The 26,072-nt window shown below is 61.7% G+C and carries 29 protein-coding genes; 28 read left to right on the forward strand and 1 reads right to left on the reverse strand.

What is annotated here, in order from left to right; genetic code table 11:
• The first annotated feature begins 76 nt into the window (after window positions 1-76).
• From PCS43_RS31340 to PCS43_RS31465, 26 genes are all read left to right on the forward strand, one after another.
• Window positions 77-442, forward strand: coding sequence for a hypothetical protein (locus PCS43_RS31340; RefSeq protein WP_209909446.1), 366 nt, complete (start codon window positions 77-79; stop codon window positions 440-442).
• Entirely contained in the window at window positions 432-2,231 is a 1,800-nt protein-coding gene (locus PCS43_RS31345; protein ID WP_209909443.1) for a hypothetical protein, read from the forward strand. The genes PCS43_RS31340 and PCS43_RS31345 overlap by 11 nt, the downstream gene beginning before the upstream one ends.
• Entirely contained in the window at window positions 2,231-3,718 is a 1,488-nt protein-coding gene (locus PCS43_RS31350) for a phage portal protein (protein ID WP_209909440.1), read from the forward strand. The genes PCS43_RS31345 and PCS43_RS31350 overlap by 1 nt, the downstream gene beginning before the upstream one ends.
• The gene (locus PCS43_RS31355) at window positions 3,699-4,358 is read left to right on the forward strand and encodes a VG15 protein (protein ID WP_442972515.1); all 660 of its coding nucleotides are present in this window, start codon (window positions 3,699-3,701) and stop codon (window positions 4,356-4,358) included. The genes PCS43_RS31350 and PCS43_RS31355 overlap by 20 nt, the downstream gene beginning before the upstream one ends.
• A 48-nt stretch (window positions 4,359-4,406) precedes the next feature.
• A complete protein-coding gene (locus tag PCS43_RS31360) occupies window positions 4,407-4,610 on the forward strand; it encodes a hypothetical protein (RefSeq protein WP_209909435.1) in 204 nt (67 codons plus the stop codon).
• Window positions 4,603-5,292 (forward strand): hypothetical protein, encoded by a 690-nt coding sequence (locus PCS43_RS31365; protein ID WP_209909431.1) that lies wholly within the window; start codon window positions 4,603-4,605, stop codon window positions 5,290-5,292. The genes PCS43_RS31360 and PCS43_RS31365 overlap by 8 nt, the downstream gene beginning before the upstream one ends.
• Window positions 5,293-5,320: 28 nt before the next feature.
• Window positions 5,321-5,689 carry a potassium transporter gene (locus PCS43_RS31370; RefSeq protein ID WP_209909426.1) on the forward strand — a complete coding sequence of 123 codons (369 nt, stop codon included), beginning with the start codon at window positions 5,321-5,323 and terminating at the stop codon, window positions 5,687-5,689.
• A gap of 12 nt (window positions 5,690-5,701) precedes the next feature.
• A complete protein-coding gene (locus tag PCS43_RS31375) occupies window positions 5,702-6,733 on the forward strand; it encodes a major capsid protein (RefSeq protein ID WP_209909423.1) in 1,032 nt (343 codons plus the stop codon).
• Entirely contained in the window at window positions 6,733-7,143 is a 411-nt protein-coding gene (locus PCS43_RS31380; protein ID WP_209909420.1) for a hypothetical protein, read from the forward strand. Before PCS43_RS31375 ends, PCS43_RS31380 begins: the two co-directional genes overlap by 1 nt.
• A 21-nt stretch (window positions 7,144-7,164) precedes the next feature.
• Window positions 7,165-7,587, forward strand: coding sequence for a Gp19/Gp15/Gp42 family protein (locus PCS43_RS31385; RefSeq protein WP_209909417.1), 423 nt, complete (start codon window positions 7,165-7,167; stop codon window positions 7,585-7,587).
• Complete coding sequence (locus tag PCS43_RS31390; RefSeq protein WP_209909413.1) at window positions 7,584-7,943, forward strand: hypothetical protein; 360 nt, start codon at window positions 7,584-7,586, stop codon at window positions 7,941-7,943. The genes PCS43_RS31385 and PCS43_RS31390 overlap by 4 nt, the downstream gene beginning before the upstream one ends.
• Before the next feature lie 351 nt (window positions 7,944-8,294).
• A complete protein-coding gene (locus PCS43_RS31395; protein WP_209909410.1) occupies window positions 8,295-8,564 on the forward strand; it encodes a hypothetical protein in 270 nt (89 codons plus the stop codon).
• The gene (locus PCS43_RS31400) at window positions 8,557-8,952 is read left to right on the forward strand and encodes a hypothetical protein (protein ID WP_209909407.1); all 396 of its coding nucleotides are present in this window, start codon (window positions 8,557-8,559) and stop codon (window positions 8,950-8,952) included. Before PCS43_RS31395 ends, PCS43_RS31400 begins: the two co-directional genes overlap by 8 nt.
• A gap of 53 nt (window positions 8,953-9,005) precedes the next feature.
• Window positions 9,006-9,833 carry a phage tail tube protein gene (locus PCS43_RS31405; protein WP_209909404.1) on the forward strand — a complete coding sequence of 276 codons (828 nt, stop codon included), beginning with the start codon at window positions 9,006-9,008 and terminating at the stop codon, window positions 9,831-9,833.
• Window positions 9,834-9,976: 143 nt separating this feature from the next.
• On the forward strand, window positions 9,977-10,351 hold the full coding sequence (locus tag PCS43_RS31410) for a hypothetical protein (RefSeq protein ID WP_209909401.1): 375 nt from the start codon (window positions 9,977-9,979) through the stop codon (window positions 10,349-10,351).
• A gap of 47 nt (window positions 10,352-10,398) precedes the next feature.
• Window positions 10,399-10,956: a hypothetical protein gene (locus PCS43_RS31415; RefSeq protein WP_209909398.1), complete on the forward strand. Its 558-nt coding sequence runs from the start codon at window positions 10,399-10,401 to the stop codon at window positions 10,954-10,956.
• A gap of 17 nt (window positions 10,957-10,973) precedes the next feature.
• Window positions 10,974-16,127, forward strand: coding sequence for a tape measure protein (locus tag PCS43_RS31420; protein ID WP_209909395.1), 5,154 nt, complete (start codon window positions 10,974-10,976; stop codon window positions 16,125-16,127).
• 22 nt (window positions 16,128-16,149) lie between these two features.
• Window positions 16,150-17,091, forward strand: a complete 942-nt coding sequence (locus PCS43_RS31425; RefSeq protein WP_209909392.1) for a hypothetical protein — start codon at window positions 16,150-16,152, stop codon at window positions 17,089-17,091.
• 16 nt (window positions 17,092-17,107) lie between these two features.
• A complete protein-coding gene (locus PCS43_RS31430; RefSeq protein ID WP_209909389.1) occupies window positions 17,108-18,781 on the forward strand; it encodes a Gp37-like protein in 1,674 nt (557 codons plus the stop codon).
• Window positions 18,782-18,783: 2 nt separating this feature from the next.
• Window positions 18,784-19,377 (forward strand): phage gene 29 protein family protein, encoded by a 594-nt coding sequence (locus PCS43_RS31435; RefSeq protein WP_209909386.1) that lies wholly within the window; start codon window positions 18,784-18,786, stop codon window positions 19,375-19,377.
• 34 nt (window positions 19,378-19,411) lie between these two features.
• Window positions 19,412-20,194, forward strand: a complete 783-nt coding sequence (locus PCS43_RS31440) for a peptidoglycan-binding protein (RefSeq protein ID WP_245361471.1) — start codon at window positions 19,412-19,414, stop codon at window positions 20,192-20,194.
• A gap of 130 nt (window positions 20,195-20,324) precedes the next feature.
• Window positions 20,325-21,158 (forward strand): holin, encoded by an 834-nt coding sequence (locus tag PCS43_RS31445; RefSeq protein ID WP_209909384.1) that lies wholly within the window; start codon window positions 20,325-20,327, stop codon window positions 21,156-21,158.
• A 3-nt stretch (window positions 21,159-21,161) separates the two neighbouring features.
• Window positions 21,162-21,458, forward strand: a complete 297-nt coding sequence (locus PCS43_RS31450) for a hypothetical protein (RefSeq protein WP_064443989.1) — start codon at window positions 21,162-21,164, stop codon at window positions 21,456-21,458.
• 3 nt (window positions 21,459-21,461) lie between these two features.
• Window positions 21,462-22,511, forward strand: coding sequence for a glycine-rich domain-containing protein (locus PCS43_RS31455; protein WP_209909381.1), 1,050 nt, complete (start codon window positions 21,462-21,464; stop codon window positions 22,509-22,511).
• Between the two features lie 11 nt (window positions 22,512-22,522).
• Window positions 22,523-23,119 carry a glycine-rich domain-containing protein gene (locus PCS43_RS31460; protein ID WP_209909378.1) on the forward strand — a complete coding sequence of 199 codons (597 nt, stop codon included), beginning with the start codon at window positions 22,523-22,525 and terminating at the stop codon, window positions 23,117-23,119.
• Window positions 23,116-23,640: a translation initiation factor IF-2 N-terminal domain-containing protein gene (locus PCS43_RS31465; protein ID WP_209909375.1), complete on the forward strand. Its 525-nt coding sequence runs from the start codon at window positions 23,116-23,118 to the stop codon at window positions 23,638-23,640. Before PCS43_RS31460 ends, PCS43_RS31465 begins: the two co-directional genes overlap by 4 nt.
• Window positions 23,641-23,841: 201 nt before the next feature.
• On the opposite strand, the gene PCS43_RS31470 is transcribed toward PCS43_RS31465, so the two are convergent.
• Window positions 23,842-24,213 carry a hypothetical protein gene (locus tag PCS43_RS31470; RefSeq protein ID WP_209909372.1) on the reverse strand — a complete coding sequence of 124 codons (372 nt, stop codon included), beginning with the start codon at window positions 24,211-24,213 and terminating at the stop codon, window positions 23,842-23,844.
• Window positions 24,214-24,380: 167 nt separating this feature from the next.
• Here PCS43_RS31470 and PCS43_RS31475 point away from each other — a divergent pair, with 167 nt between their 5' ends.
• Complete coding sequence (locus tag PCS43_RS31475) at window positions 24,381-24,704, forward strand: LtfC-like domain-containing protein (RefSeq protein WP_270923205.1); 324 nt, start codon at window positions 24,381-24,383, stop codon at window positions 24,702-24,704.
• Complete coding sequence (locus tag PCS43_RS31480) at window positions 24,701-26,071, forward strand: hypothetical protein (protein WP_209909366.1); 1,371 nt, start codon at window positions 24,701-24,703, stop codon at window positions 26,069-26,071. The genes PCS43_RS31475 and PCS43_RS31480 overlap by 4 nt, the downstream gene beginning before the upstream one ends.
• Window position 26,072 lies beyond the last annotated feature (1 nt).

Genomic DNA, 26,072 nt, shown 5'->3' on the forward strand with positions numbered 1-26,072 from the left:
GGCCCACGGTTGGCATAGCAGTCAAAAACATGCGTGCGCCGCTTCTGGATTTTTTGGAGCGAGGAGGAGGTCTGCGATGGTCAAGCCAAAAGCGCCGGCAGGCTTTCGTGCGGCAGGAAAAAAGCTCTGGTCCGGAATTTCCGGTGCGTACGACTTGCGCCCCGACGAGCTTCGGATTCTCGAAGATGCTTGTCGTGAGGCTGATCTGATCGATTCGATGGTTAAGTGGCTCGACGACGACGACATCATGACGATCGGGTCGACCGGGCAGCCGGTGGTCAATCCGCTGGTGTCCGAAGTGCGTCAGCATCGGACTGTGCTGTCGTCGTTGATGCGGCAGTTGAAGTTGCCCGACGACGGCAATGTCGAGAAGGAGGCGGGCGAGCGCTCGGCCTCCGCAAGGACCGCGGCGAACGCCCGGTGGTCCAGGCGTGGCGCGTAGTCGCGCGGCGACTCTGATCAAGTCTGCGGATTCCGAGTTCGCCGAGATCATTGCCTGGTACGAGGAGCAGCTCGACGACGCCACTCCACCAACGGGGTTGTTGTGGGAGCCGGTCAAGATCGGCCCGACGTGGCAATGGGACGAAAACGGCTGGGTGTTGCCCGAGGCCAGTCTCGGATGGCGGGTCCTCGCCTGGGCGGGGAAGTGGCTCAGGGACAAGCGCGGTCAGCCATGGCAGTTCACTCCCGAGCAGACACGTTTCATTCTTTGGTTCTTCGCGGTCGACGAGAACGGCGGATTCCTTTATCACTCGGCAGTCCTGCAGAGGCTGAAGGGTTGGGGCAAGGATCCGGTTGCGGCATGTCTCGCGCTCGCAGCGTGTTTCGCCGAGGTGACGTTCGACCACTGGGACGGCGATCGTCCGATCGGTCGTGAGGAACCGAACGCGTGGGTGCAGATCGTCGCGGTCAATCAGGAGCAGACCAAGAACACGATGAAGCTCCTGCCGTCGTTGGTTCCGGCGGAAACTCGCCAGCATTACGGCATCCAGATCGGCAAGGTCAATCTCTACGGCCTTGGTGACACTCGGCAGATCGAAGCGGTGACCTCGTCGGCGATGGCGATCGAGGGTGGCCGGCCGACGCTGATCATTCGCGGCGAGACACAGAACTGGAATTCATCGAACGGCGGCCACGAGATGGCGGGCGCTATCGAGGGCAACGCCGCGAAGTCCGAAGACGGCACGGCTCGGATGCTGGACATCTGCAACGCCTTTCGTCCCAATGAGGGTTCGGTGGGGCAGGTCGTTCGCGAAGCGTGGGAAGCAACTCAGGGCGAGGAATCGGAGTTTCAGGACTTCGGTCTGCTGTACGACTCGCTGGAAGCGCCACCGAAAGCGCCACTCAGCGCCGAAGCGGCACCCGATGTGGTGCGCGCAATCGCGGGCGATTCGACCTGGCTCGACACCAAGCCGCGTGGTCGCATCGTCAAGTCGATCCTGAACTCTGCGAATCCCCCGAGCGAGTCACGGCGCAAGTGGTACAACCAGATCACGGCCGCCGAGGACGCTTGGGTCGTTCCTCAGGACTGGGACGCCAACGCTGATCCTCGCGTGCTCGAGCGCGGCGATCGCATCGTGATGTTCTTCGACGGATCGAAGTCCGATGACGCGACCGCCCTGGTCGGGTGCCGAATGTCGGACGGATACATATTCCGGATCGGAATCTGGCAGCGCGGCCCGAAGGATAAGGACTGGATCGTCAATCGGGACGCGGTCGACGTCCGGGTTCACGAGACGTTCGCGAAGTACTCGGTCGTCGGCTTCTGGGCCGACCTTTCCGACGCCCGCGACGACGAAACAGGTGAACGCTACTGGGAGCCGTACGCCGATGCCTGGGCTCAGAAGTATGCCCAGAAGCTACGCCTTCTCCCAGCAGTGAAGTCGGGAGACTCTGCGCACCTGATCAATTGGGACATGCGCTCACCGGCCCACATGAAGGTCTTCATCGAGCACGCCGAGCGATTCACCTCGGATGTGAAGAACGGCGCAACGGAGGGGAGTACGGGCGTGATCCCTCATGACGGAGACAAAATCTTGCAACAGCATGTGAAGAACGCGCGCCGGCGCCCCGCTCGTGGAATCGGCGTCGGTCTCGGCAAAGAGCATCGCGAGTCGAAGAAAAAGATCGACGGCGCGGTCTGCGCGGTTGGCGCTCGAATGATGTGGCGCATTGCCATCCGCAGTGGAATCAAGGCGACATCGCGTTCGCGGAAGGCGGTCACCCTGTGATGAAAGGGATTTCGCAGCTGTTCGGCGGGCGTGGCATCCCGGCTCTGTTTCTCCGGACGCTCGCCCTCGACGACGACGAGGAACGCCTCGTCGGACAGATGCGCGCGCAGATCCGGAAGTTCGCGGCGAAGAACGCCATCAAGAATGACTTCTACGAGGGTAAGCAGAAGACGCGACAGCTCGACATTGCGGTGCCTCCGGGCTTGCAGGATCTCGCTGTGTCGATGGGATGGCCGGGTACAGCAGTCGATGTCCTCGAGGAGCGGCTCGACTTTCTGGGATGGACGTCGGTGCAGGACCTCATGGGGCTTGATGACGTGTTCCGCGAGAACAGCCTCGGCGTAGAAGCCGGGCGAGGGCATTTGGATGCACTGATCACCGGAACCGACTTTGTGACTGTCGGCCGCGGCGACACCAACTACGGCGAACCTGACGTTCTGGTCACCGTGGAGTCCGCGTCGTCTGCGACGACGTTGCGGAACTATCGAGCGCGTCGGTCGGAGGCCGGATTGTCCCAGACGCGCAATGAATTCGGCGCGGTGGAGATGGAGACGCTCTATCTGCCGAACTCGACCATCGGGTTTGCCCGCAATGAGCGAACGAAGAAGCTCGAGGTCATCTCTCGAGACGATCACAATGCCGGGCGAGTGTTCATGGCGCGCTTGGTCAATAGGGATCGAGCGTCGGATCTTGATGGGCGATCGGAGATTACTCGCCCAGTGATGTATTACACCGACGCAGCAATTCGAACAATGCTCGGAATGGAGATCAATCGCGAGTTCTACACTGCTCCTTCGCGATATGCGCTCGGCGCGGACCCGGAGCAGTTCGGTGTCAATGAGGATTCGACCGAGTCGGAGAAACGGCAGGCTGGCTGGAAGGCGGCCATGGGCCGGTTCAACGTCATACCGCGAACCGAAGACGGGCTTGCGCCGACGGTGGGGGAGTTTCACCCAGCGCCACCGACACCGTACATCGATCAGGTCAAGATGTACTCCCAGCTACTGTCCGCCGAGACCGGCATTCCGTCGACCTACCTCGGTTTCTTCACGGACAATCCCGCGTCTGCCGACTCGATCCGACAGGCAGAGTATCGACTGGTCAAGCGCGCAGAGCGTCGGCAAGGAACATTTGGCCAAGGGTGGCGCGAGATTGCGTACCTGTCACTGCTCGCTCGTGACGGCAAGGTGGATGCAGATGCGTTCCGCAAGATCGGCGTTCGATGGCGTGACGCTTCGACTCCGACTCGTGCCGCAACTGCTGATGCCGGACAGAAGTTGGTGGGAGTGAAGATCCTGCGTCCGGACTCGCCCGTGACGTACGACTATATGGGTTTCTCGGAACAAGATCAGATGCGCTTGGCCGAGGAGAATCGATTGGCGATGGCAGCTGAACTTCCCGACCTGCTGCGCAAGGCAGCTGGCCAAGTTTCAAACCCTCAGGTGATCGAGTTGTCGAGTAGGCGCAATGCCAACGAGCCTGCTTGAGCGGAAGGAGATTCTGGGCCACCTGGACCGGCTAGCGATCAATGAGATCGTCAATGTTTGGGACACGGCGCAGGGTCTCCCTTCCGCAGAGTTTCGATCGGTGATGGTGAATTCGCTGCCCGCGGTGACGGATCCGTATGCCGCTGCTGCGTCGAATCTGGGCGCTGCTTGGTATGACGAGTCTGCGCCGAACTTGCCGTATCGCGCGAAGCCGTCGCCACTTCCCGCGTCTGAGGGGTTGCTGTCTTCGGCTGATTGGGCAATGGGTGCTCGCGGCGCGGATGCGCTTGCCCGGTTGGCTGAGGTTGCCCAGAAAGCGATCTGGAGCGGCAATCGGCAGACGATCTTCGATAATGCGAAGGCAGAGCCTGGCGCGCGCTATGAGCGGGTCGCCGAAGGGAAGTGTTGCGCGTTCTGCGCGATGCTCTGTACCCGCGGCGCTGTGTATCTCGAGTCGACCGTCGGGTTTCGCGCTCACGGAAACTGTCGCTGCGGCGCGCAAGAGGTGCGGCCAGGCAAGTCCTTCGCTCGGCCAGCCCATTATCAGCGCTTCGACGAGGCGTATGCCCAAGCGTCGCGAAATGCCACTGGCACGGACGCAGTTCTCGCCGAGATGCGGATCATTCTCGGTTCTTCCTAATTCCTTCGGTGCCGCGTGGTGCCGACCTATCCCGCACGGGAGCAAAAAATGAGTAATGAACGATCGGAATTCACGACGGCTGACGCATTGTCGCGGTATGCAGGCGAGCTGAAGGAGGGGGGATTCTCGCAGCCGGTGATCGACCAGCTCGTGGTTCACGCGTCCGAGCATCTCGTCCTGGGCCGCGCACGACGTGACGAGTGCGGCCAGGAATCCGGCGCGCTGCGAGTGAAGGTGATCGTGAATGCATAATCCGAGAAAGTCGCTGCTTGTCGTTGCCCCTGCGGCAGTGGATCCTTTCGGCCAGTTCGGGAATCGCGCCGCTCGGCGTCATCCCCGACGGGATCCGAATGGGCACCCGAACGGCAACCAGAATCCGAATCCGAATCCGAAGCCGGAACCTGAGCCGAACCCGAACCCCGAGCCCAATCCCGACGCGGCCGACTGGGCAAAGGTGTTCGAGGGCATGACGCCGGCGGAGGTGAAGGCGCAGTTCGATCAGGCGAAGGACAATCGCGACGCCGCGGAGAAGTGGAATCAGATTCAGAAGGCCTTCACCGGTGAAGGCGGCGACACGCCACCAGATCCCGCCCAGCTCGCCACCGACCTTTCTGTCGCGCGGGCAGGCGAGCGCGAAGCGAAGGTCGAGAACGCGATTCTGCTGCTCGCCCCTACCGAGGGGGCGAATCCCAACTCGCTGGTCGACTCCCGATCGTTCATGACCAGGATCGCCTCACTCAATCTCGACCCCACGGCCACCGACTTCAACGAGAAGGTGACCGCAGAGATCAAGGCGGTTGCGGCGGCACATCCGCTCGCGGGCATTCCCCGTGGCCCGCTGCCCAACCCGCAGCAAGGCAACCCTGGCCACCAGAAGACGGAATCGACCGTCTCGGCGGGGCGCGCGCGTTACAAGGAACGAAATCCCAAGTAGACCAACACATTCATAAGGAGGGATCCAGATGGATCTCAACATCAGGACCGAACGCTTCGGCCAGGATGACCAGTCCTGGCTGGCATCGGCACACGGCACCGACACGGCACGACCGGTCAACATCGACGTGTCGACGTTCACGGCCGGCACGCACTACCCCGAGGGTTACCTCAAGTCCGGGTTTCCGCTCAAGAAGGTCGGCAACCGATACGGGCTGCGGACCAACGCCGACACCGAACCGATCGAGGGGCATCTCTTCACCGCGGTGAAGGTTCCCCCGGGCGCGACCGTCGTGGTCGGTGCCCTCTTCTGGCATGGCGCCGTCCTGGCGGCGAAGCTGCCGTCTTCCGTCGACGCCGACGGTCAGGCAACTGCCCGCGACATCCGATACTTCTGAGGAGCCTGACTCATGGCACTGGTAATCAACAGCGACTTCATCACCCCGGCCGAACTCACGGGTTACATCCGCGAGGCGTTGGCCGATCAGGCGGTCAATGATCTGTCGCTGATCGACAATCTGCTTCCCGACACTCTCATCCCCGATGTGGACTTCCGGGCGAACATCACGCAGCACGGCCTGAAGCGGGCTGCGAAGTTCCGTAGCTGGGACACCGAGGCTCCACAGTCGCCCCGCAAGGGACTGACTCGCATTTCCGGTGAGCTGCCTCCACTTTCGGAGAAGAAGCGACTCGGAGAGTACGACCGTCTGCGGCTGCGAAGGGCGAACTCGGCAATCCTGGACCTGATCCTCAAGGACGCCGTGGAGCTCGCGGACGCGATCCGCACCCGTCTGATCATCGCGAAGGCGCAGGCGCTCGTGACCGGCAAGGTCAGCCTTGCTCAGGACGGCCTGGAGATCGAGGCCGACTTCGACCGCAAGCCGGGGCATTCCATTACCGCAGCGACCTTGTGGTCCGGTGCTGCTGATCCGATCCTCGATCAGGAGTCCTGGTTCTCGGTCTTCCGAGTGTCGAACTCGGGCAATCCGGGCCGCGCGATCACTTCGCAGCGGGTCATCTCGACACTGATGCGGAATGAGGCGATTCGCAACGCAGTATCGCCTCCGGGCGCTGCTGTGCCGTCCATCGTCACGCTCGAGGCGGTGCAGGCCCTGTTCACTTCGTTCGGGCATCCGCGTTTCGAGATCTTCGACGCGCAGGTCGAGGATTACAACGGTGACGCCACGCGCCTCATTCCGGACGACTCGATCCTCTACGTCGGCGGATCGAGCATGACGTCGACGAAGCTGGGCGAAACCCTCTGGGGTATCACGGCCGAGGCGATCGAACCTGACTACTCGATCGACGAGGACGAGGCTCCCGGCATCGTCGTCGGTTCGTACATCGACCAGGATCCGATCGCACGTTGGACGAAGGCTTCGGGAATCGGTCTGCCGATCCTGGGCAACTCCAATGCGACCATGATCGCCAAGGTTCTCTGATGGCGCGCCTGATCAGCTCTGTGCATGTCGCGGACGAGTCGGGCGTCAGTCATGTGTTCGGGCCAAGTGATGCGGTTCCGTCCTGGGCTGCTGCGAGGATTACCAATCCCGCGGCCTGGGACGGCCCGCCACCCGAGCCTGAATTCACGGAACCCGTCGTGGTCGAAACCGAGGCGGCAACCGAGACTGTGGCGGAAGTGGTCGCGCCCGAGAGCGCGCCGGAATCCGAAAGTGTGCCGGCCACCGAAGAGGAGTCGACGCCCGACCTCGTAGGGGAATCCGTGTCCGAGCCGGAAACGGTGGAGACCGAAACCGAGCCCGAGCCGGAAACGGTAGAGCCCGAGCCCGTCCCTGAAACACCGGCGCCCAAGCGTCGCGGTCGCCCCGCCAAGGTTGCGACCAACAACTGAAAACCAGGAGGTGCCGATCCGATGGCATGGACAATTCCGAAGGATGTTCGCGACCGTTGGATCGGCCCTCCGACCGAGGTGACCGACGAGCAGATAGCGGTCAAGATCGCCGACGCGGAGGATGACATTCTTCGCGCAGATCCGAATATCGAGGACCGCATCACCGCCAACAAGCTGCCACTGATCCGAGTAAAGAAGCTCGTTGCCCGGATGCTGATCCGGCACCTTCAGAACCCGGAAGGTGTGCGCAGTGTCCAGCAGGGCGCCGGCCCGTTTCAGACGTCGACCACGTACGGCGGCGACGAGCCCGGCGCGCTCACGCTGACTGACGACGATCGTGAAGAACTCGGTATCCCGAAGCGGAAGACACGCGCTTTCTCCGTGGACATGACACCTCCGGATGCGTATCGATCGAGAACGCCCGACACGGAGTGGTTCCCGTGAAGCCGTTTCCTCGAGCTCACACGATCGGGATCCGTCGGTTCCAACAGTCCGAGGAACTCGACGCCGGCCGTAACCGGAAGAAGTCATGGTCCGAACCGGAACCGACTCTCGTGTACGGCTACGGCTCACGTTCGGACTACGGCATGTCGGAGCCGAACCAGCCGAACCGAGACATGGTCATAGAAGGCCTCGTGGTGCTCGCACCGCCGGAGGTGACGATCAGTGCTCTCGATCGCGTCGTGATTCCCGGCTACGACCACGACTTCGAAGTCGACGGCGAGGACTCCGATTGGACCAAAGGCCCGTTCGGATTCGCACCCGGCCGCTCAATCGCACTGAAGAAGGTGGAGAACTGATGACGATGGAATCCAAATGCGAAGTGACTCACGTCCGGACGTCGGGTCCGCTGGACGAGATTCGGATTACTTTCCCGGACGCAACGCGTGTGGCTGCGGGCAGAGTTTCCTTTCGCACCACGCTCAGGACTCGAAGGCTTGATCCGCACACTCCAGCCTTAGCCGTTACGACGGCGGAGTCGGTAACCGCGGTCTGCGAGTGTGGACAAGAGATCCCGCTTGCTGACGACAATCGCGGCGACTGCCTGGTCGAGTACGTCGATGAGAGTGGATCGACATTTGTCGGTTTGGCTGACTTTCCGTCGCCGCCGTGCTCTCACTGGTCGACACAAATCGAGAAGGTGGTCCGCAATGTCGAAAGCTGACATCGTCTGGAATCCGCACGCGCTCGAGCAGCTCCGTCGCGGCGCGGAAGTCATGGGTCATCTGCATCGAACGATGGAGAAAGTCCATGCCGCGGTCGGCGGCGATGCTGCCGGGTACACGCTCTCGTCCGTGCAGGGGCAGAAGCGGCCGCAGGGTCGCGGATTCGTGTCGGTTGCGGCAACCACCGCGCAGGCGAAGCGATCGGAAGCCAAGCACAACAACCTCATCCGCGCCGCGGGAGCGTCCAGTGGTTGAGGTCATCGAGTTCGACCCTGTCGAAGAAATCGTCACGAACTATCTCTACGACAAGCTCGGCGACAACACCGACGTTTCGACCCGGGTCCCGGTGCCCCGGCCGAACAGGTTCGTCACGGCGCGAGCTGCAGGCGGTGGAGATCGCAACATCATCCTCTCCTCGAGGATGGTCATCTTCCAATGCTGGGACAACAACGAAGGCCGCGCGCGCAAGCTTGCCGAGCGATCGTTCTCGATCCTCAAAGCGGCGCAGCGTGATTCGACCGAACCGAGAATCCGTCAGGTCACCACGATCGGTGTCCCGCAGTCGTTTCCGGATCCGGAATCGTCGATGCCGCGCTATCAGTTCACCCTGCAGCTCGACATCAGGGGACATATCACTCCGTAGGCCGTTTCCCGCCATTGTGCGGCACGGCCAACTCTGCCTGAAAGGGGCATCCCATGGCATCTTCTGCCGGCAACATCCTTACCTCCGAACCGCTCGCCAACGGCGTCGTGTTCCGTTCTCCGCTTGGCACTCCGGCGCCCGGTCCGGCTGGCTCTGCACTTCCGCCCGCCTGGCTCGATCACGGCTATGTCGGAGAGGACGGCATGACGGAGTCGGAGACCCGAGACAAGACCGAGAAGAACGCCTTCGGCGGCGCGGTCGTCAAGGTTCTCCAGACCAAGTACGGCCTGGTGTTCAAGTTCAAGTTCATGGAGTCCAAGAACGCGACCGTGCTCAAGACCGTTTTCGGTGAGAGCAACGTCGTGGTCTCCGGCAACGTGATCACGGTCAACAAGAACAAGAAGACGCTGCCACACTCCTCGTGGGTCCTCGACACCGTCGACGAAGACACGAACGTGCGCAACTACATTCCCGACGGCCAGCCGAGTTTGACCGGCGACCGCGTGTACGTGCACACCGACACCATCTCTTACGAAGTGGAAATCACCTCGTTCGAGAAGGACGGCAACAACGCGGTCATGACCATCAGCTCCGCCGATGGTTCTGTGACGAAGCTGTTCACGCTGCCCAGCGGATCCACTGCAGGCACGTGGAACGTGTACGTGGACGGCGAGACCACGGACGGCATCGCTTTCAATCCGACGGCCGCAGCAGTGAGGACCGCACTCGAGGCTCTCCCGACCGTCGGCGCCGGCAATGTTGATGTGACCGGCTCCACCGGGGGCCCGTTCACGGTCGTATTCAAGAACGGCGCAGGTCTTGTGACCGCATCGGGATCCGGTCTCACCCCTCCCGGTGCTGTGACCGTCGCCGCGGTCTGACCGCATTCTCCCGCCCCGTGAGGTGTCAACACCATTGGACCGGGCCTGCCCTTCACGGGGCGGGACACCAACAGGCCCGTCCGTCAAACGCTTTCACGTAATCGACGTTGAGCAAATCCGTTCTCGAAAGGCTTGGTCCAACCATGGCTATCTTCCGTGTCACTCCTGCCCACGATCCTTCGATTCAGATCGAGTTCGAGATCCCGATCAAGGGCCGTCAGAATCCGCTTTTCTTCACGGTTCCGAAGATTCAGTACTTCCCGGTCGAAAAGTCCAAGGAGTTCCACGACTGGCTCTCGGGCAAGAACGAGCCGCAGCCGGAAAATGGAGAGCCGTTGGAGCCGGTCCGGCGGTCCGGCCGAGACATCGTCCTGAAGATGCTCAGCCTCCATGTGAGCGCCAAGGATTACGCGATCCTCGAGAAGCTCACCGACGGTGAGCTCGGCCAGATCGACACTCACTGGGAGAACGAGTCGAAGACGCCAGTGGGGGAATCCTCAGCCTCCTCGGATACCTAGAGGACGAGGAGGAGGTCGCCGAGGCGATCCAAGCTGATCTGCTCCCAATGGGTAGATCGCTGGATTTCCTCGGCACCGCGAATCTTTCATGGTGGGACCTCAAGTGCTACCTCAAGTACCCCCCACCAAACGGCGCGTATATGCGCCGCAAGAATCCTGATCTTCACTGGGATCTGCACGCACACTTGCTCGCTGGCATCTTCGACGGAATCCAGGGCGGCAACTGGCAGCGCGGCGGCAACTCGAAGGCCAAGCGCCCCGAGCCGATGCCACGCCCGGGCGTTACACCGCCCGAGGAGAGCAAGCCGAAAACGGTGCTACCAGTCTCTGAGCTTCGCAAGAGGCTCAAAGCAGACAACCGGGAACAGGTTCCGCTCGCAATTGCCGACCGACCCGAGATCCTCGACGCCGAATCCAGCGAAACCTTCGACGACGAACTCAAACCAGGGACTCCGAAGCTCACCACGCAGCAAGTGTTGGCAGTGCGCGCGCTCGCCACGAGTGGATGCACCTACGCCGATCTTGCTGCCCTCTTCCACGTTTCACGGTCGGCGATCGGCCGCATTGTGACACGCAAAACGTGGAAGCACCTCGATGACAACTGAATAACTGGAGGTGGCCCATGGCCGGTGGCATTGAACTCGCGACCATGTACGTCCCGATTGCCGCGCGCACCGATGGCATTCCGGCCGCAGTGTCGAAGTCTTTGTCCAAGGTTGTCCAGCAGGGCGAAAAGGCCGGCGACAGCATGGGCTCGAAGATGTCGGCAGCCATGGGGAAGACCCTCATGGCGGGGGCCGCGGCTACGGGCGCCGCGGTATCGACGGCAATTGGTACGGCGCTGTACAAGGGCTTCGGCCGCCTCACTGCGATCGATAACGCCGAGGGCAAGCTCGAAGGGCTTGGGCATACGACCCTCAGTACCGCGAAGATCATGGATTCCGCCCTCGCTTCGGTGAAGGGCACATCCTTCGGTCTCGGTGAAGCTGCAACGATTTCAGCGTCGGCCGTCGCCGCCGGAATCAAGCCCGGCCAGGACCTGACGCGCTACCTGTCGCTGACTGCAGACGCGGCAACGATCGCCGGAACATCCATCGAAGAGATGGGCGCGGTGATCAACAAGGTTCAAACCAAGGGCAAGGCCTACACCCTTGATCTGAACCAGCTCGCAATCCGCGGGCTGCCGATTTACCAGTGGCTCGCCACCGAAATGGGCGTCACGCAAGAGGCGCTCTCGGACATGGTCGCCGAAGGCAAGGTCGACTCCGCAACATATTTGGCGGCGATCGAGAAGAACATCGGCGGCGCCGCCACCGCTGGCAATACCGTGTCGGCTGCGTGGGCGAACACGATGGCGGCGATGGGCCGCGTGGGCGCGGCAGCGCTTAAGCCGACGTTCAGCCGCTCGGCGAACTGGCTCAAGGATGTCACGTCCGGAATCGACGTTGCCACGCCGCTCGTCTCGAAATTTGCTGACACGCTTGATCATCGCGTGTTCAACCAAGGACTGCCGAAGCTGCAGAAGTTCGGCGAGGAGGGCAAGAAGGCATTCGCGACGTTCCAGTCGGAGAACGGTGCGAAGATCGGCTCGGAGTGGGACCGCTTCACGGGCGTGTTTGATTCACTCGGCGACACAGCCGTGAAGGCCTGGCCCGCGGTGAAGGGCATCGTCGGATCGCTCGCCGAAGCATCAGGCGCGCTCGGGGTTTCGTCGTGGACGTTGCTCCTCTCGACTCTCGAGCTCACAGCGCAGCTCGCGGACGGGGTGCTCGTTCCTGCCCTGAGCACCCTGTCGAGCCTGATGGAGAACAACCAGGGTGTAGTCACCGCACTGGCTGCAGCGTTCTTCCTGTTCAAAACCGTGCCCGCGATCATGGCACGTATCGCTCCGTCGATGGCATCCCTGACGGCGCAGGCCGCCGCCGGAACGCAACCGCTGAGCGCATATCAGCGGATGTGGCAGAGGACAGGAAATTCCGTTGACGGTGTCCGTGGTGCGTTTTCCCGCTTCAACGCCGATGTGCGCACCAATGCCGCAACATATGGCGCTGCGAGCGGTTCGATGAGCCGTTTCAGCGGCACGATGCTCACGCTCAGTGACCGGGCGTCGAGTTTCGTAGCCCGCATGACTGCATCCAACACAGTCTTGGGAAAGATGGGTGCGGCGTATACCAACGCAATGCCGGGGCTTCGGGCGTACGCGGCGCAGGAGAAGGCCACGGCCGCAGCGATGCAGGCATCCGCCCTGCAGGCGAAGGGTTATGCGTCGGTTCACCTGTTGGCCGGTCAGGCAGTTCATGGGACGACGTCGTTCATCTCGAGGATGGGCGCTGCTGCGGGCGGCGTCGGCGCTGCTGGTCTCTCGGCAATGAGTTCTGCTGCAAGCGGCTTGAGTCGCGGAATGAGCGCGGTGTCCGGCGCCCTGGGTGGTCCGGTCGGCATCGCGCTCATCAGTGGCATGGTCGCGTACTCGGGAATCAATGGCGAGATTCAGAAGTCGAAGCGATTCCACGAAGCGCTGACGGTCGCCACACAAGGCACCGCCGAATCTCAGTTCGAGTTGGCCAAGGCGCTGCAGGCGTCCGGTGGTGCCATGTCGGAACAGGCCACAGAGGCCCTGACGAGCCGAATCGAGGAGGCACGCACAGCACAGAAGACGCTGATCGCCAACGGTCCAGGAATCTGGGCCCAGGCCGGCGGCGCATGGCAGAACGCCGGCAATGCGCTCTTCGGTACCGGCGATTCGTTCAACCAGCGCATGAAGCAGGATCTTGCGGTTCGAGATTCTGCTGAAATGGTTGAGGCGACACTCAGCGGCCTGGGTGTCACCAACAAGGAACTTGCCGGCGCAATTTCTGGGACGAACGGCGAGTTTGGTTACCTGACATCGCAGTTGGACCGATCAACCGAAGCTGGAATGGAAACATTCATCTGGCTCGACGGTCAGAGGCGACGGTTCCAGAACACGCGTGCTGCCGTTGCGGAACTCACGCCAGGCTATCTGGAGATGTCCGATCTCCTGAAGACGATCGGCGACGAAGCGGCCACTGCCACCGAGAAGAGCGATGCAATGTATCGCTCATTGCAGCTGATTGCGGGCATCAACCCCGATGAAAAGCAGGCCACGAACGACAACAACAAGCTCACTCGTGAACTGTTGCAAGCGGCGCCGATTGACCAGACGAAGGGTGCAAGCTCCGAGCTGCTGGATAACGGGCGTATTTCGACACTGACCGAAAACGGTCAAGATCTCGAAGATACCAGCGTCAAGATCATCCAGAACGCAGTCCAGATGGCAAACGCCGGCAAGGACATCAACGAGATCTTCTCGAGCGTTCAGCAGCAGGTCGAAGGCACCAGTAAGTCGTTCGGGATCGAAATCGGCGACATGCGAAATGCGCTGGAGTATCTCGGCTATAACGAGCGTGCCATCCAGATTCAGGTTGGTCTCCAGGGCGCCGACGATGTGACCAAGGGTCTTGCTGAGGTCTGGTCTCAGATGATGCAGATCGAGCCAGGTAAGCCGAAGGTTCTGACGGTCGAGAAGGATTTCGACCCGAGCATCCTGGCGGAACTGCGTCGCATGGGCGCCGACGTTACGGATTTGCCTAGCGGCCAGATCCGGATCGACATGGACGACAACGAATTTCAGATGAAGTTGAGCACGGCCATGGACAACATGATCGCATTCGACAATCTGAAGGCGATGGCCGGGATCGATCTCGACCTCAAGCAGTTCGATTTCAATGCGGGCAGCGCCGACGCCTTCATGAAGTACCTCGACGAGCTCGAGGTAAAGCCGGGCGCCGATCTTGATATCGAGAAGCTCAAGGATCAGAAGAACATTGGTTTGCAGGAACTGTTCGACCTGTCGAGCAAGGTTGCGGACCCGAAGGCGTTCATTGCGGGGATTGAGAAGTTCCTGATCGACGGCGGGGCCGCGAAGGCAGCCTTGGACGCACTGAAGGACAAGACGGTCACCGTCCAGTTCAACCAGCTCTACACCGTTGCGCAGCAGAGTGGCGGTTGGTCGAACGACGCGATCAATGAGTTGTATCGCCAACAGGGGCTGCCTCAGGTCGCTGGCAGATACTACGGTGGGCGGCTTCCTCGAAATGCCGACGGCGCACGACTTCCCACGTCAGGGCCGGGCACCGATCGTGTTGACGGCTTCCTCGGAATGGGCCGCGATGGCGTACCGACAACCTGGGTCGACAAGGGCGAGTGGATCGTCAACGGCCGCTCGTCGGAAAAGTGGGATTGGCTGCTGGGGATGATCAACCGCGATGACTCGCGGTTGAAGAATCTTCCACGCTTCGCCGAGGGTGGCCGCAACGGTATCGAGGCGGGACTCGCGGCCGGCCGATCCGTCGAGGGCAACAAGTACCTGTGGGGCGGTACAGGGCCGACGCAATTCGACTGCTCGGGATTTGTCGGCTGGTTACAGCAGATCGTCATGGGCATCACCGGATCGGTGAAGCGTCTGTACACCACGTACGACTTCTTCAACGGTAGTGGCGGTGTCGCGGGTCTGCAGGCAGGTTTGGGTCCTGCGGGCACGCAGTTCCAGGTCGGTATCTCGAAAGAGCACATGGCGGCGACCATCGCCGGCATGTCTGCGGAATCGGGCGGCGCTCAAGGTACATCGGGCATCGGCGGCAACCGTGCGAACGCTCAGTCGTCGCAGTTCCCGGTGAAGTTCCACCTGCCGAACGAACTCATCGACGGATGGGACAGCAAGTCGGGCGCGTATCTGCGTGGCGAGAAACCAGTGGAGTGGACCGAGAAGGACGCTCTTGCACTCGAATCGGCCCGTGTGGCTGTGATTCAGGCGCAGGAGGCTCGGGACAAGATCAACGCCAACGACAAGAAGTCTCAGGCTGATCGTGACCAAGCGGAGCTGAAGGTTCAGCAGGCCGAGCTCAAGGTCCGCGAGCTGGAGCAGAAACGTGACGGCAAGAGTTCGATATCGAACGATCCGGCTCCTGTTCTGACTGGCGAGATGGACGAGGATGCGATTTCGGTGCGCAATGCCGAGATTGCTCTTCTGGATGCGCAGTTGGCTCGGGACGAGGTGTACAACGATCCCGAGTCGACCTCGCTCGAGAAGGAGAAGGCCGATATCTCGGTCTACTCGGCTCAGAACTCGCTCGCCGCGACTCGGAAGAAGGTCGAGGAGGACAAGGACAAGGACGCGAACGGCGATTTCTCGCTGAAGGATCGGCTCAAGAAATACGGGTCCGACCTGGTGGGGATCGCAGTCGATTCAGCGCTCGAGATATTCGGCGTCAATTCTCGTTGGCTGGATATCCCGCTTCCGGAGTTCAAGAAGCCGAAGCCGGGATCCACCTTGCCGGAGTCCTCGGCTGCGGAGGCGATGCGAGATCCGTTGGGTGACTTCGTGTCGCGTTCGTTCCCTCAGAGTGAGATCGACGGTCAGCTGCCGGTCACGATCGGTGCGGGGAATTGGGTTGAGGATTGGCTCAAGACGTTGCCGATCAAGCTCTACGACCAGGGCGGAATGATCCCGCACGGCGGGTTGGCGTTGAACAAGTCCGGTGCTCCGGAGCCGGTGTTCACGGCGCCCGAGTTCGCGAATATCGCCAAGATTGCGAACTTGGACACGCTCGCCATCAATCCGAATGCCGGTGGTGGAAACGACTACTCGGTCAACATCAACAACCCGACATTCTCTGACGGCATGGCAGCGGTGCACAGCGCACAGCGTGCTCAGGGTCGCCAGATGATGCGGCATGCAGGAAGGCCATTCGGATGATCGATAGGGCTGGGAGGTCGCCATGGCATCGATGACGATCAACATTCACGGCACGGACGGGAGCTTCTGGCCTGTTCACGGCGAGGATGCCGGTACCGAAGGTGTGGACTTGGGAGTCGATCAGGTCAAGGGGCTGTTCGACTCCCCGGTCCGCACGTCGTGGGTGGCGGCGAACGCCGAGTCGGGCGGAACGATGAAGGGGATGTGGAACGACTGGCGCGATCTTGCGCTGGGGTTCCATGTTTCCGCGGATCGGGTTGCTGGCGGCGACCAGGAGGACATCGATTCGCGGTTCCGGCAGGCGTTCGACTACCGGGTCGATCAGTGGGACCACGACGCGAAATTGGCGTCCATCGAGGTCATTACAGAGAATTCGACACGGTTCCTTGACGTGCAGCTGTACGAGCAGCCCGATTTCGATCCGGGCATCGACCCGCTCGTCGTGGAGTATTCGAATCCGATCATTCCACTTCGAGCGGGTCAACCGCACTACTACGAGGACGACTACATCACGAAGTGGTCGACCGGCAGTTCTTCGGGGTCCGGCGAGATCGAGGTCTGGAACCCGACGGATCAGCCGATGCGGCACAAGTGGATCGGCACTCGCGGTGACTGGATCCTTCCTGACGTGTCATGGGAGGGGCCGCCAGGCAAACGTCGACCTGGCGTGTCGAAGCTGTCGGGCCGCAACGACGCGAACCGCTCCATCGTCATGCCGTCCATCGGTGCGCTCGAGGGTGGGTTCACGGTCGATCTGGATCCGATGAAGCTGATGGTTCGTGATGCTGCGAATACGAACTTGCTGGGCCGGATGCCTGTTCCCGGGCGGTTTTTCGAGTACGTCATCCCGCCGAAGACGCAGAAGCAAACTCTGCGGGTATCGGTGACGAACGCGCCGGCGGGCGGCGCGATGATCCAGCTGGTTCAGCCGCGGCGATGGTCGCGGCCTATCGGCATGCAATGACAGGAGGTGGCCGCCGGTGACGGTGATCGATCACGGACTGTCGCTCGAAGAGCAATGCGAAGCGATCTGGGAAGCCACCCGGGCCGAAGAGCAGCGTGAGCAGAATCAGCGCCAGATCCCACCGGTTGCATTGCTGTGGGACGGCGAGATGCGGCTGCAGCATCTGGTGCAGGCCGAATACGGCGGCACCTTCGATCTGATCGAAGGCGACACCGGACCCGGGCAGTTGGAACATCCGCTCGATCACCCTGTGGGGCAGTGGCTCTGGGACGAGTGGGGCCGCATGCAGCGCGGCGAGAAGCGCAACGTCAACATCACCGTCGAGTACACAGGCTCACGGTGGGGTGGACTCCTCGAGTACGTCGAACTCGACAAGCGAGACAACGGCGATCAGGTTGTCGTAGCGACGTTTTCGAGCGACTACGAGCGGCTCAAGTGGTACACCGTCTGGTCCAACAGTTTCTTCGGTGAGCACTTCCAGGCGCCGCGCGTGTTCATCCTCCCGGGGCCGATCCCGTGGGTGCTGTCCACGATGCTCGACCTCCAGTGCCATCGGGAACGAAACTCGACCTGGGCAATGCCGGACGATCCGATGGATCCGGCGAATCGGACGAACCTCGATCAGTCCACCTGGTCACTCGTCGTCAAGCCGATCAAGTTCATGGATTCGCTCAATTCCGGTGCACTGTGGGGGATTGCGGGCTCACGCTTCAAGAACTTCCACGACATCGCCAAGACGATGATGCAGGACGGCGAAATCACTCCTGTCGTGCGCCGCTACCTTCACGGCGATCCGCCTCCGTGGCCCGGTGCGAACCTGCGTCACGGGACGGTTGTCGTGTCGTTCGAAGATCGATCCGGACGGTTCACGGGAACGTCGCAGGGCGGCACTCGATTCGACGGCCTGAAAATGACCGTCGAGAAGTTCATCGGCGATTTCATCGAAAGCACGTCGCAACTCAAAACCGACACCACGATCCCGGCCGAGTACTACATCCCGGGCAGCAAGCGGACGAATAAGTCGCTGCCGCTTGCGGTGTGGCGCGACGGCGAAGAGACCGGGCTGGACAGGTATCGGTTCCGCAAGACTCCGTCGAAGGGCATACAAGTCGTCACGGGCGGTAGCTCAGCCCCAGGCGTCGACGAATTGATGTCGGCGACAGTGCAGATGTTGGGCGATCTGACCGCCATGATTCCCGGCGTGCCACCCATGGGCGGTGTGGCGGACGCCGTGCTGAAACCGTTCTACATGGGGACCGTGCTCGCCTGGATGGTCGCACGGTTGGTCGCGCGGGCCAACAATCAAGGCTGGACGAGATACTTCGAGTACTTCCAGGACGGTGCGGGCAAGGCCTACACCATTTCCTCGCTCATGGTTCTCCGAGCGGGAATCTGGGCGACACGCTCGTACGAGTCCATCGAGTTCGGCGCCCGCGATGCCGCACCTTTCCTGATCAGCGAGACCGGACACGTATGGCTCGGTGACCGTGCAGGTTTCACGATGCAAAAAGACAAGACCGGCCGCATCTACATCGACCGGATCTCCAAGGTAGGGCTGTCCTGGTCACGCGAGCAGCCAGTCACACGCACCGTGACTATCGGCGACAGTCGCGCGCTCGAGGACCCCGTGCAGAAGGCATGGGAGCGGATCGAAGCGTTCGCCACCTCACTTCAACAGTTGGGAGTCTGACGATGGAACAGCAAGGACTTGTTCGCGGAAAGACTTTCGACCAGTGGCCGGCATGGGAAGGGCAAGGTCTTCCGCTACGAGGGAACTGTGATCTCCGTAATCCGCGCCAGGCGTTCTTGTGGATGTTCACAGGGATGCCCGGCGTAGTCGGAGCCCCTTTGATGCTCGGAACTGAGTACTGGGAAATGCAGTCCTGGCGTATGTGGATCCTCGGCGCCAGACCATCGGCGAAGCCGACACTCAAATATCAACCACCCAAGAATGCGGTGGCGGACAGGTGGACTGCACAGGGTGAGTGGGTGTCCATGGAGACCCCCGACCTTCCGCAGAGCTCCTGGACGGATGTCGTGGCGCAGTTGCCACAGTCTGATCGAGCCGAGCTGAAACAGGTGGTGCTCGAAAAGATGGGATTCGAGGACGTTCCCGAACTCTCCGCTCCCGCCGGTCATTTGCAGGTCAGTGAACTGGCGTCGCGTCTTGACGTCGACGGCGGTCAGGTGGTCGAACTTCTCGGAAATCTTGGACTGGACGTCGACCCTGACGCCTATGTCGGTCGCGAAATCGCCGACCGGCTCGTCGCACATCTGGGCCTCTAGAGCCCTCCATTCCTACATCCCGAAAGGGGTAGTCATGACATTATTCCGAACCGCTTATGGCAACACGCGTTCCGAGAACGGTTGGCGAATGTGTACCCGCGCAGCGTGCGAGCGAATCTACGTTCCTGGCGCCGACAATCAGTACCTCGCCGCAATGATCGTCCGATCCGGACCATCCGAAATCGTGTTGCGGGCGTGGGCGATCTGGTACCACAACAACGTCGAACGCCTCGACCTTTACAAGGCCGGTGTCGGCGACGACTGGGGCTGGTCCGAACGCAACGACGTCGGCAACTCGAACCACCTCTCCGGTACAGGCCTCGACTTCAACGCCACGCAGTACCCCATGGGGCAGCGTCGGATGTCCGCAGGCATTGTCGCCAAGATCAACGAAGGCCGACGACTGTTCGAAGACAACATCTTCCACGGACGAAACTGGAACCGCCCCGACGAGATGCACTTCCAACTCAACCACGGCACCGCGTCCGGGGACGGAGCATCCGCGAAGCTCATCGCCTTCGCGAAGCGACTCGAAGCCGGCCACCTCGGACTCATCGCAGCGGGATCGGCCCCGGCCCCTACGCCCACCCCGGCCCCGGTGGCTCGCGCGACGATCCGGCGCGGCTCGACCGGCGCAGACGTCACCTATCTCCAGGCACTGCTCAACCGCATGTTCGCGAGCTACTCCACGCTCGCAGTCGACGGCGACTTCGGCCCTGCAACCGAATCGGTTGTGCGACAGGTGCAGAGTCGTTCTGGACTCGCGGTTGACGGCATCGTCGGCCCCGATACCTGGCGAGCGGCGGGCGTCCGATGAAACTTGCGCTCGCGATCGCCGCACTCGGCGCCACGTCAGCAGGGGTAACCCTATGGGCCGCCTGGCGATGGGCGCGCGGCTATGACTCCATCACTCGATCTGACCGCTACGAACGAAGGAACTACTGACCATGGCTGAATCCAACGGAACTCTCACTCTCGGAGTCGAACTCGTCGGCACTCACTCGATCGACACGAAAGCCTTCTGGCTGGACTTGCTCGATCGCACCGGCAAGACATTCCTGCAAACAGTGCTCGTCTTCCTCGGGGCTGGCGCGACAATCGCCTCCGTCGCCTGGACCACGGCGCTGTCCTCGGCGGCGCTCGCGGCCCTCGTCTCGTTTTTGATCGCACTCTCGACATCGACGGCACTCACCTCGGGCAACTTCGCGATCGACCTCGCAGACCGAGTGGGCCGCACCTTCGTCGGTGCCCTCGTCGGCGCGATCCCGGCTACCGGAACGCTCTCGGACATCAATTGGCACGATGCCCTCACCCTGGCCACCACCGCGGCACTCGTATCAGTACTGACGTCGCTGGCCTCGAGCAACTTCGGATCGACCAAGGGACTGCCGTCGCTCGCCCCCGTGCAGCCCGCCCTCATCGCCATCGACGAGACCGACGACGAAGTACTCCCGGCAATGCCCGCGAGTACCGGGCTCATTGCGTCCGCCTTCGCATTCGATCTCGCCGAGGCAGCCGACCGGCCCGTGGTCGAGGTACAGAATGCACTCGATCAGATTTACGCACGCGGGCATGCAGTGACCTCGGATCTCGAACTGATCGCTTCGTGGGGACTGCCGGTCTGGGAGTGGTTCGCAGCGGAGAAGAAGTACTCGCTCAGCTTTACCAAAAACCATCAGGCGGTCTTCGTGATCGCCGATCTCGTGCGGGCGATCGAGCGGAATATCGGTTCGACTCCGGACGCCGGCCGGCACCGCGCCCCTTCCGATACGGAGCAGTGATCGATGCTGCTGGAATTACTGAGCCCGGAACGGATTTCAGCATTCGGCATCGCAGCGACCAGCATCCTCGCGGCATGGGTGAGTCGGCAGCAATCACAAGTTCGACAGTTGCAGGCCAAGGTTGCCGAACTCGAAGGTGGCCGCAAAGAGGATCGCAGGCTAATCCGGGTGTGCGTTCGGTTCGTCCGAGCGCAAGGCAACTACATCGTGATCCTCGCCGCACTGCTGCGACAGCACGCTCCCCACGTCGAGATCCCGCCCGAGCCGACGATGCCGGATGAAGTGAAAGAGGAGGTGTGATCTTTGACCGCTCCTGATGGTTCCATCCCCGAAGGCTCCCTCGGGCGTGGTCTCTTCCGAGCGCGCCAGCTGGAGACTGAGGAGCAAGCCAAGGCGAGACTGACCAACGGCGCTCTAGGTAAATGGCAGGGTGCGCAGAACGCGTTCAAACATGACGGCAAGTCACTCGAAGAGCAACTTCAGTTGATCACCGACCACTCGAAAACCATCGAAGAGATCCGTGAGGAGCTTGCCCAGCTCACCATTTTCGGTAAGACGCGCACCTTTACAGGAAACGCAGACATCACGGCTTCACCGGGAACGATTTCGTGGGATGTGATCATGGTTGGCGCTGGCGGCGGCGGCGCTTCGGGGAAGTGGAGTATCGACATTGCTCCAGCCTCCCAGCTCGGCGGCGGGGGTGGATCTGGTGGTGGAGAAAACCACTTCACCATTCCTGGCAGCATGCTTTTCAATGCTGACGGAACTCCGAAGGTCATTTCCATCAAGGTTGGATACCCCGGTGATGGCGCTATCAGCACGGACAGCAACGGCAAACCTGGCGGTAGTTCCTGGGTCCTGGACCTCGAGGCTGGCGGTGGAATCGGCGGTCCCACTGCGGACTTCGCGTATCAAAGCAACTGGGATCGGGTTCCGGGTGGTACGGGGATGATTCCTGGCGGCTTCGGCAGTCTGGTCACTCAGGCTGCTGGAGCGCCGGCCAACGCGGGATCTTCCGTTTCTCCTTATGACTTGCATGGCGGCGGCGGAGGCGGCGGACGCGGATTCACCACTTCCGCGTCCTACCCCTCAACCCAGGGCATGGGTGGTCAGGGTGGCATTTCTCCGGGTGGTACCACGGCCAATGCGCCCGGCAAGGTTCCATCTCAGCTTGTCCCAACTGGCGGCGGTGGAGGCGCGGGAGGTGCGCGTAACAACGGCTCTACGGCTGGCGCTGGCGCATTCCCTGGCGGTGGTGGTGGCGGCGGGGGCTCTGGGAACAACAGCAACAGCTGGGGCCGTGGCGGAAACGGCGGCGCTGGCATCGTTCACATCATCGAGCGTTTCGCGTGAGGTACGCGCAGATGGAAGTGTTCCGTACACCAGGAACTTTCACATGGTCTCCGCCCAATGGCTGCTACCAGTTCGACCTGATTCTGCGGGGAGCCGGCGGCGGCGGCAATCAGGCGGCGGGCGGCGGCGGAGGCGCAGCGGTGGATCGCTTCATGGTGTTTGCGCGGAATGTTCCGCAGGTCGTGGAAATCGTGGTCGGAGCGGGCGGCACGAATGGCCAGGATGGTGGAAGTTCTTCGTTCTGGGACGTTATCGCCAATGGCGGCTCTGGCGCTGACAATGGCGGGGCCGGCGGACTGGCAACCATGCGTGGTGGCGCTGGCGGATTGAGTGGCACTGGCGGAGAGGCGGTCACTTCATCATCCATTCGCCTACTTGCAGGTGGCGGCGGCGGCGCGGGCCTGGGGAAGCGTGGCGGTTCTTCCGGACCTTTCACCGGCTCTGGGGAATCGCCAGCCTTCCTGTGGGAGACAAGCCAATCGGGCGGCGGCGGTAATCCTGGTCAGCCTGGCGGGTTCCCCGCTGGCGGCGGCGGTTGCGGCTTCGGTTCGGGTGCTGATGGTTGCGTGACGATTGTCGAATACATGTTGGGAGAGGACGAACCGTGAAGACTGCAACATTGATTATCGAGGACGTGAAGGGGTACGCGGGACCGGCGAATTGCTACCGACTTTCAGAGCACTTGTTCCAGGCCGACCATGTGATTATCTGGGCGCAGCCGTCTTTCGGGATGCAGCTACCGGAAGTTGTCGTGGTTCCGTCCACTTCGTCCGGTCGGGCACGGAACATGGATCGCATGCCGGGTTCGTGCATGTTGCATCACGAAGCGGATCTGAATGATGCTGCCACGTTGGCGCTTATGCTAGCGGGCGGCTACGAGATTGTGGTGCCCGATCCGGTGGTCGACGACAGTCCCGCCGAGATCGATGAGCCGACGACCTTCGAATACGAAGCGGCGAAGCCGATCCGAGTTCACGTCCTGGCGAAAGAACTTGAGACTAAGTCTGCCGAGCTGCTCGAAACGCTCGCCGATCATGGCCACGACATCACCAGCGCATCCGCCAACGTCGACCCCGACATCGCGGACATCATGCGCGACATCTACGGAAAGGCGGTCCAGGCACCATGAAGAAGCTACTCGGCCTCCTTGGTCGTAGAGCGAGGAAGCAACCAGACGGAACACGGGCTGACTTATGTCGCGGCATCCATGTAGGCATCCGCGTAGGCGGTGGTGGCGGTGGTGGTCAAGCCCTAACCGAATCCGGCCGCCGTCAATCCTCGCTGGTCTCCGTAGATCGCCGAATTCGACTTGGACGAGGGTGGGCGCTCGTCAGAAATCGATCCGGATCGGCACCGACACTATTGCGCCGCCGACCGTAAGGATAAAGACGTGCCTGCCGGGGGTCGAGAATGCCATTCGTAGACTAAGGAAATAGAAGCGATTTTCTCCCGAGTGTGCGTCAGCGGGGACCAATACTTCGTGCGTGCCGACTGTCTCACCACCTGGGCCAATGATTTCAACGGAGATTGTGTAGTCGGTTTCTTCGTCGTCTGCACCGGCCTGCAGTACCAGGAACAGATTCGTGTCCCACGTGTCGCCCGGGCCAGCCAGCGTGACGTAGTCGAGGATTCCGCCCATGATATTGGCTTTATCGTCTACGACCTCAACTTTTTCGGCAAAGAATGCGCCGGTAACTATCATCTGTGTATCGACTCCTGTTAGTCGGACATGCCCCCGGACTGTTGACGCAGTCGCGGGGGCCTTCTCATTGGAGAGGCTACGCGAAATATGCCTACCGCAACCCTGATCAGCCGCGACAACACCTCGTTGGCATCGCCGTCACACGACATCTACGGGAAGGGAATCTGATGGGCGACATCCGCACACCCACACCGAAATTCGCCCTGAACCTCCCCACAGTCGGCGACTTCGTGTACTGGTATCGATTCGAAGACGGCTCCAGCTTCCCTGACGGGCATAAGCTGTACTTTCTTCTTGGAGATCCGGGCACCTCACAGGTGAGGTGGGTGTTCACGATTGTCGGCGGCACAGCATCGCTGAAAATCGAGTCCGAAGTCGTCGCGACCATTGCCGCAGGAACCAAATACTGGCTGATGTTCCAGGACACCACGACCACGCCGACGGCTGAGTTGGAACTGCAAACCGGACAGGTGAAGAAGGTGAACAAATGATTCTCGTAGGCAGTGATGGCGAGCGAATCACACTGGGGGAGGAGGAGTCCGGAGGTGGCGGGATCCTCGTCCCGTCGCCGGGTCCGCCAGGGAAGGATTCGACGGTTCCTGGTCCTGCGGGCAGGAGTGTCGACGGCATCTCCGTGTCCGGTGACAGCCTTGTGTTCGACATGTCGGAGGGACCAGACATCACACTTCCTGTTCCTGCGATCGCTGAGGCCACTGAGGCAGCTGGGCGTGCTGAGGAAGCGGCGGAGTTGTCGGTGCGGACAGCCGCTGGAATCCAGGACGTCGCCGAGGACGCTGCCCAGGTCGCCGAGGATCGTCTGACAGTCGAGTCCGCAGCCTCCGCGGTCGAGGCAGACCGTCAGACTGTCACCGACGCGCTCGATCTTGTGGTCACAGCAAAGGGTGACGTCGAGCAGATCCAGACCGATGTCCATCAAACGAAGACCAGCATCGAGAACACGGCCAACCTGGTCGACCAAACTCTCGAGCAGTACGGCGCCCAGTTCGTCACCGAACGCGAACTGTCTCAGCAGGCAGTGACGGACGCGACGACACAGGCTCAGCGGGCCGAGGACGCGGCTGATGGCATCGTTGCCGGTTCCGTACTCGACAACGCAGTCACGACACCGAAGCTCGCCGACGAGGCAGTCACCAAGGCGAAGACATCGCCCGGCGTGCAGACCTCGCTCGACAGGGCGGACACGTCGGTGCAGCAGGATGATTCGCGCCTGACCGACGCCCGCCCACCGACCGCTCACTCCCACGCCGTCGCAGATGTCACCGGCCTGCAGAGTGCACTCGACGGCAAGGCTCCGACGACGCACACGCACACCGAAGCACAGGTCTCCGGACTGACAGCGAAACTCTCCACGAAGGCGGACCTCGACGGCGCCGGCAAGATCCTGGCGGCGCAGATTCCTGCCGAGGCGCGCGCATCATTTCGCGGTGTGACCTATTCCGAGGCGGGAATGATCACTCTCGGTGGTGAGCGCGGTGACTGGTGCACACGCGGTGATCGAGGTACAGATTTCCGCTTGATCGCGAATCCGGCGTCAGTGCCGACGAACTGGCTGGAAGCTACCTATCCCACCTCGCCGGTCTCTTCGGTGAACGGAAGAACAGGTGCGGTGGACACCTCCTCGGCCGACATCACCGATGCAACCGCCGTGGGCCGGGCATCAATGCGGGCTGTCGACCAAGCAGCAGGCCGAGCTGCGATCGGAGCAGGAACGGGCAACTCGAACCTCGCGCTAGGTACGACGTCGGCGACTGCGAGGCGTGGCGACCTCGACCAGATCGTTACAGCGCTGCCGACAACCGGCCAGATAACGGGCGCTATTTACCACGTGACGGAGTAGC

The organism is Rhodococcus sp. C-2, assembly GCF_027854095.1.
Taxonomy (GTDB): domain Bacteria; phylum Actinomycetota; class Actinomycetes; order Mycobacteriales; family Mycobacteriaceae; genus Rhodococcus_F; species Rhodococcus_F qingshengii.

Excerpts from the sequence above, each read along its gene's own strand:
- PCS43_RS31420 (WP_209909395.1), top strand. The coding sequence starts at position 10,974 with ATGGCCGGTGGCATTGAACTCGCGACCATGTACGTCCCGATTGCCGCG.
- PCS43_RS31435 (WP_209909386.1), top strand. The coding sequence starts at position 18,784 with ATGGAACAGCAAGGACTTGTTCGCGGAAAGACTTTCGACCAGTGGCCG.
- PCS43_RS31410 (WP_209909401.1), top strand. The coding sequence starts at position 9,977 with ATGGCTATCTTCCGTGTCACTCCTGCCCACGATCCTTCGATTCAGATC.
- PCS43_RS31480 (WP_209909366.1), top strand. The coding sequence starts at position 24,701 with ATGATTCTCGTAGGCAGTGATGGCGAGCGAATCACACTGGGGGAGGAG.
- PCS43_RS31350 (WP_209909440.1), top strand. The coding sequence starts at position 2,231 with ATGAAAGGGATTTCGCAGCTGTTCGGCGGGCGTGGCATCCCGGCTCTG.
- PCS43_RS31470 (WP_209909372.1), bottom strand. The coding sequence starts at position 24,213 with ATGATAGTTACCGGCGCATTCTTTGCCGAAAAAGTTGAGGTCGTAGAC.
- PCS43_RS31380 (WP_209909420.1), top strand. The coding sequence starts at position 6,733 with ATGGCGCGCCTGATCAGCTCTGTGCATGTCGCGGACGAGTCGGGCGTC.
- PCS43_RS31365 (WP_209909431.1), top strand. The coding sequence starts at position 4,603 with ATGCATAATCCGAGAAAGTCGCTGCTTGTCGTTGCCCCTGCGGCAGTG.
- PCS43_RS31460 (WP_209909378.1), top strand. The coding sequence starts at position 22,523 with ATGGAAGTGTTCCGTACACCAGGAACTTTCACATGGTCTCCGCCCAAT.
- PCS43_RS31445 (WP_209909384.1), top strand. The coding sequence starts at position 20,325 with ATGGCTGAATCCAACGGAACTCTCACTCTCGGAGTCGAACTCGTCGGC.
- PCS43_RS31395 (WP_209909410.1), top strand. The coding sequence starts at position 8,295 with ATGTCGAAAGCTGACATCGTCTGGAATCCGCACGCGCTCGAGCAGCTC.
- PCS43_RS31405 (WP_209909404.1), top strand. The coding sequence starts at position 9,006 with ATGGCATCTTCTGCCGGCAACATCCTTACCTCCGAACCGCTCGCCAAC.
- PCS43_RS31475 (WP_270923205.1), top strand. The coding sequence starts at position 24,381 with ATGGGCGACATCCGCACACCCACACCGAAATTCGCCCTGAACCTCCCC.
- PCS43_RS31425 (WP_209909392.1), top strand. The coding sequence starts at position 16,150 with ATGGCATCGATGACGATCAACATTCACGGCACGGACGGGAGCTTCTGG.
- PCS43_RS31440 (WP_245361471.1), top strand. The coding sequence starts at position 19,412 with ATGACATTATTCCGAACCGCTTATGGCAACACGCGTTCCGAGAACGGT.
- PCS43_RS31355 (WP_442972515.1), top strand. The coding sequence starts at position 3,699 with ATGCCAACGAGCCTGCTTGAGCGGAAGGAGATTCTGGGCCACCTGGAC.
- PCS43_RS31385 (WP_209909417.1), top strand. The coding sequence starts at position 7,165 with ATGGCATGGACAATTCCGAAGGATGTTCGCGACCGTTGGATCGGCCCT.
- PCS43_RS31340 (WP_209909446.1), top strand. The coding sequence starts at position 77 with ATGGTCAAGCCAAAAGCGCCGGCAGGCTTTCGTGCGGCAGGAAAAAAG.
- PCS43_RS31360 (WP_209909435.1), top strand. The coding sequence starts at position 4,407 with ATGAGTAATGAACGATCGGAATTCACGACGGCTGACGCATTGTCGCGG.
- PCS43_RS31370 (WP_209909426.1), top strand. The coding sequence starts at position 5,321 with ATGGATCTCAACATCAGGACCGAACGCTTCGGCCAGGATGACCAGTCC.
- PCS43_RS31450 (WP_064443989.1), top strand. The coding sequence starts at position 21,162 with ATGCTGCTGGAATTACTGAGCCCGGAACGGATTTCAGCATTCGGCATC.
- PCS43_RS31415 (WP_209909398.1), top strand. The coding sequence starts at position 10,399 with ATGGGTAGATCGCTGGATTTCCTCGGCACCGCGAATCTTTCATGGTGG.
- PCS43_RS31375 (WP_209909423.1), top strand. The coding sequence starts at position 5,702 with ATGGCACTGGTAATCAACAGCGACTTCATCACCCCGGCCGAACTCACG.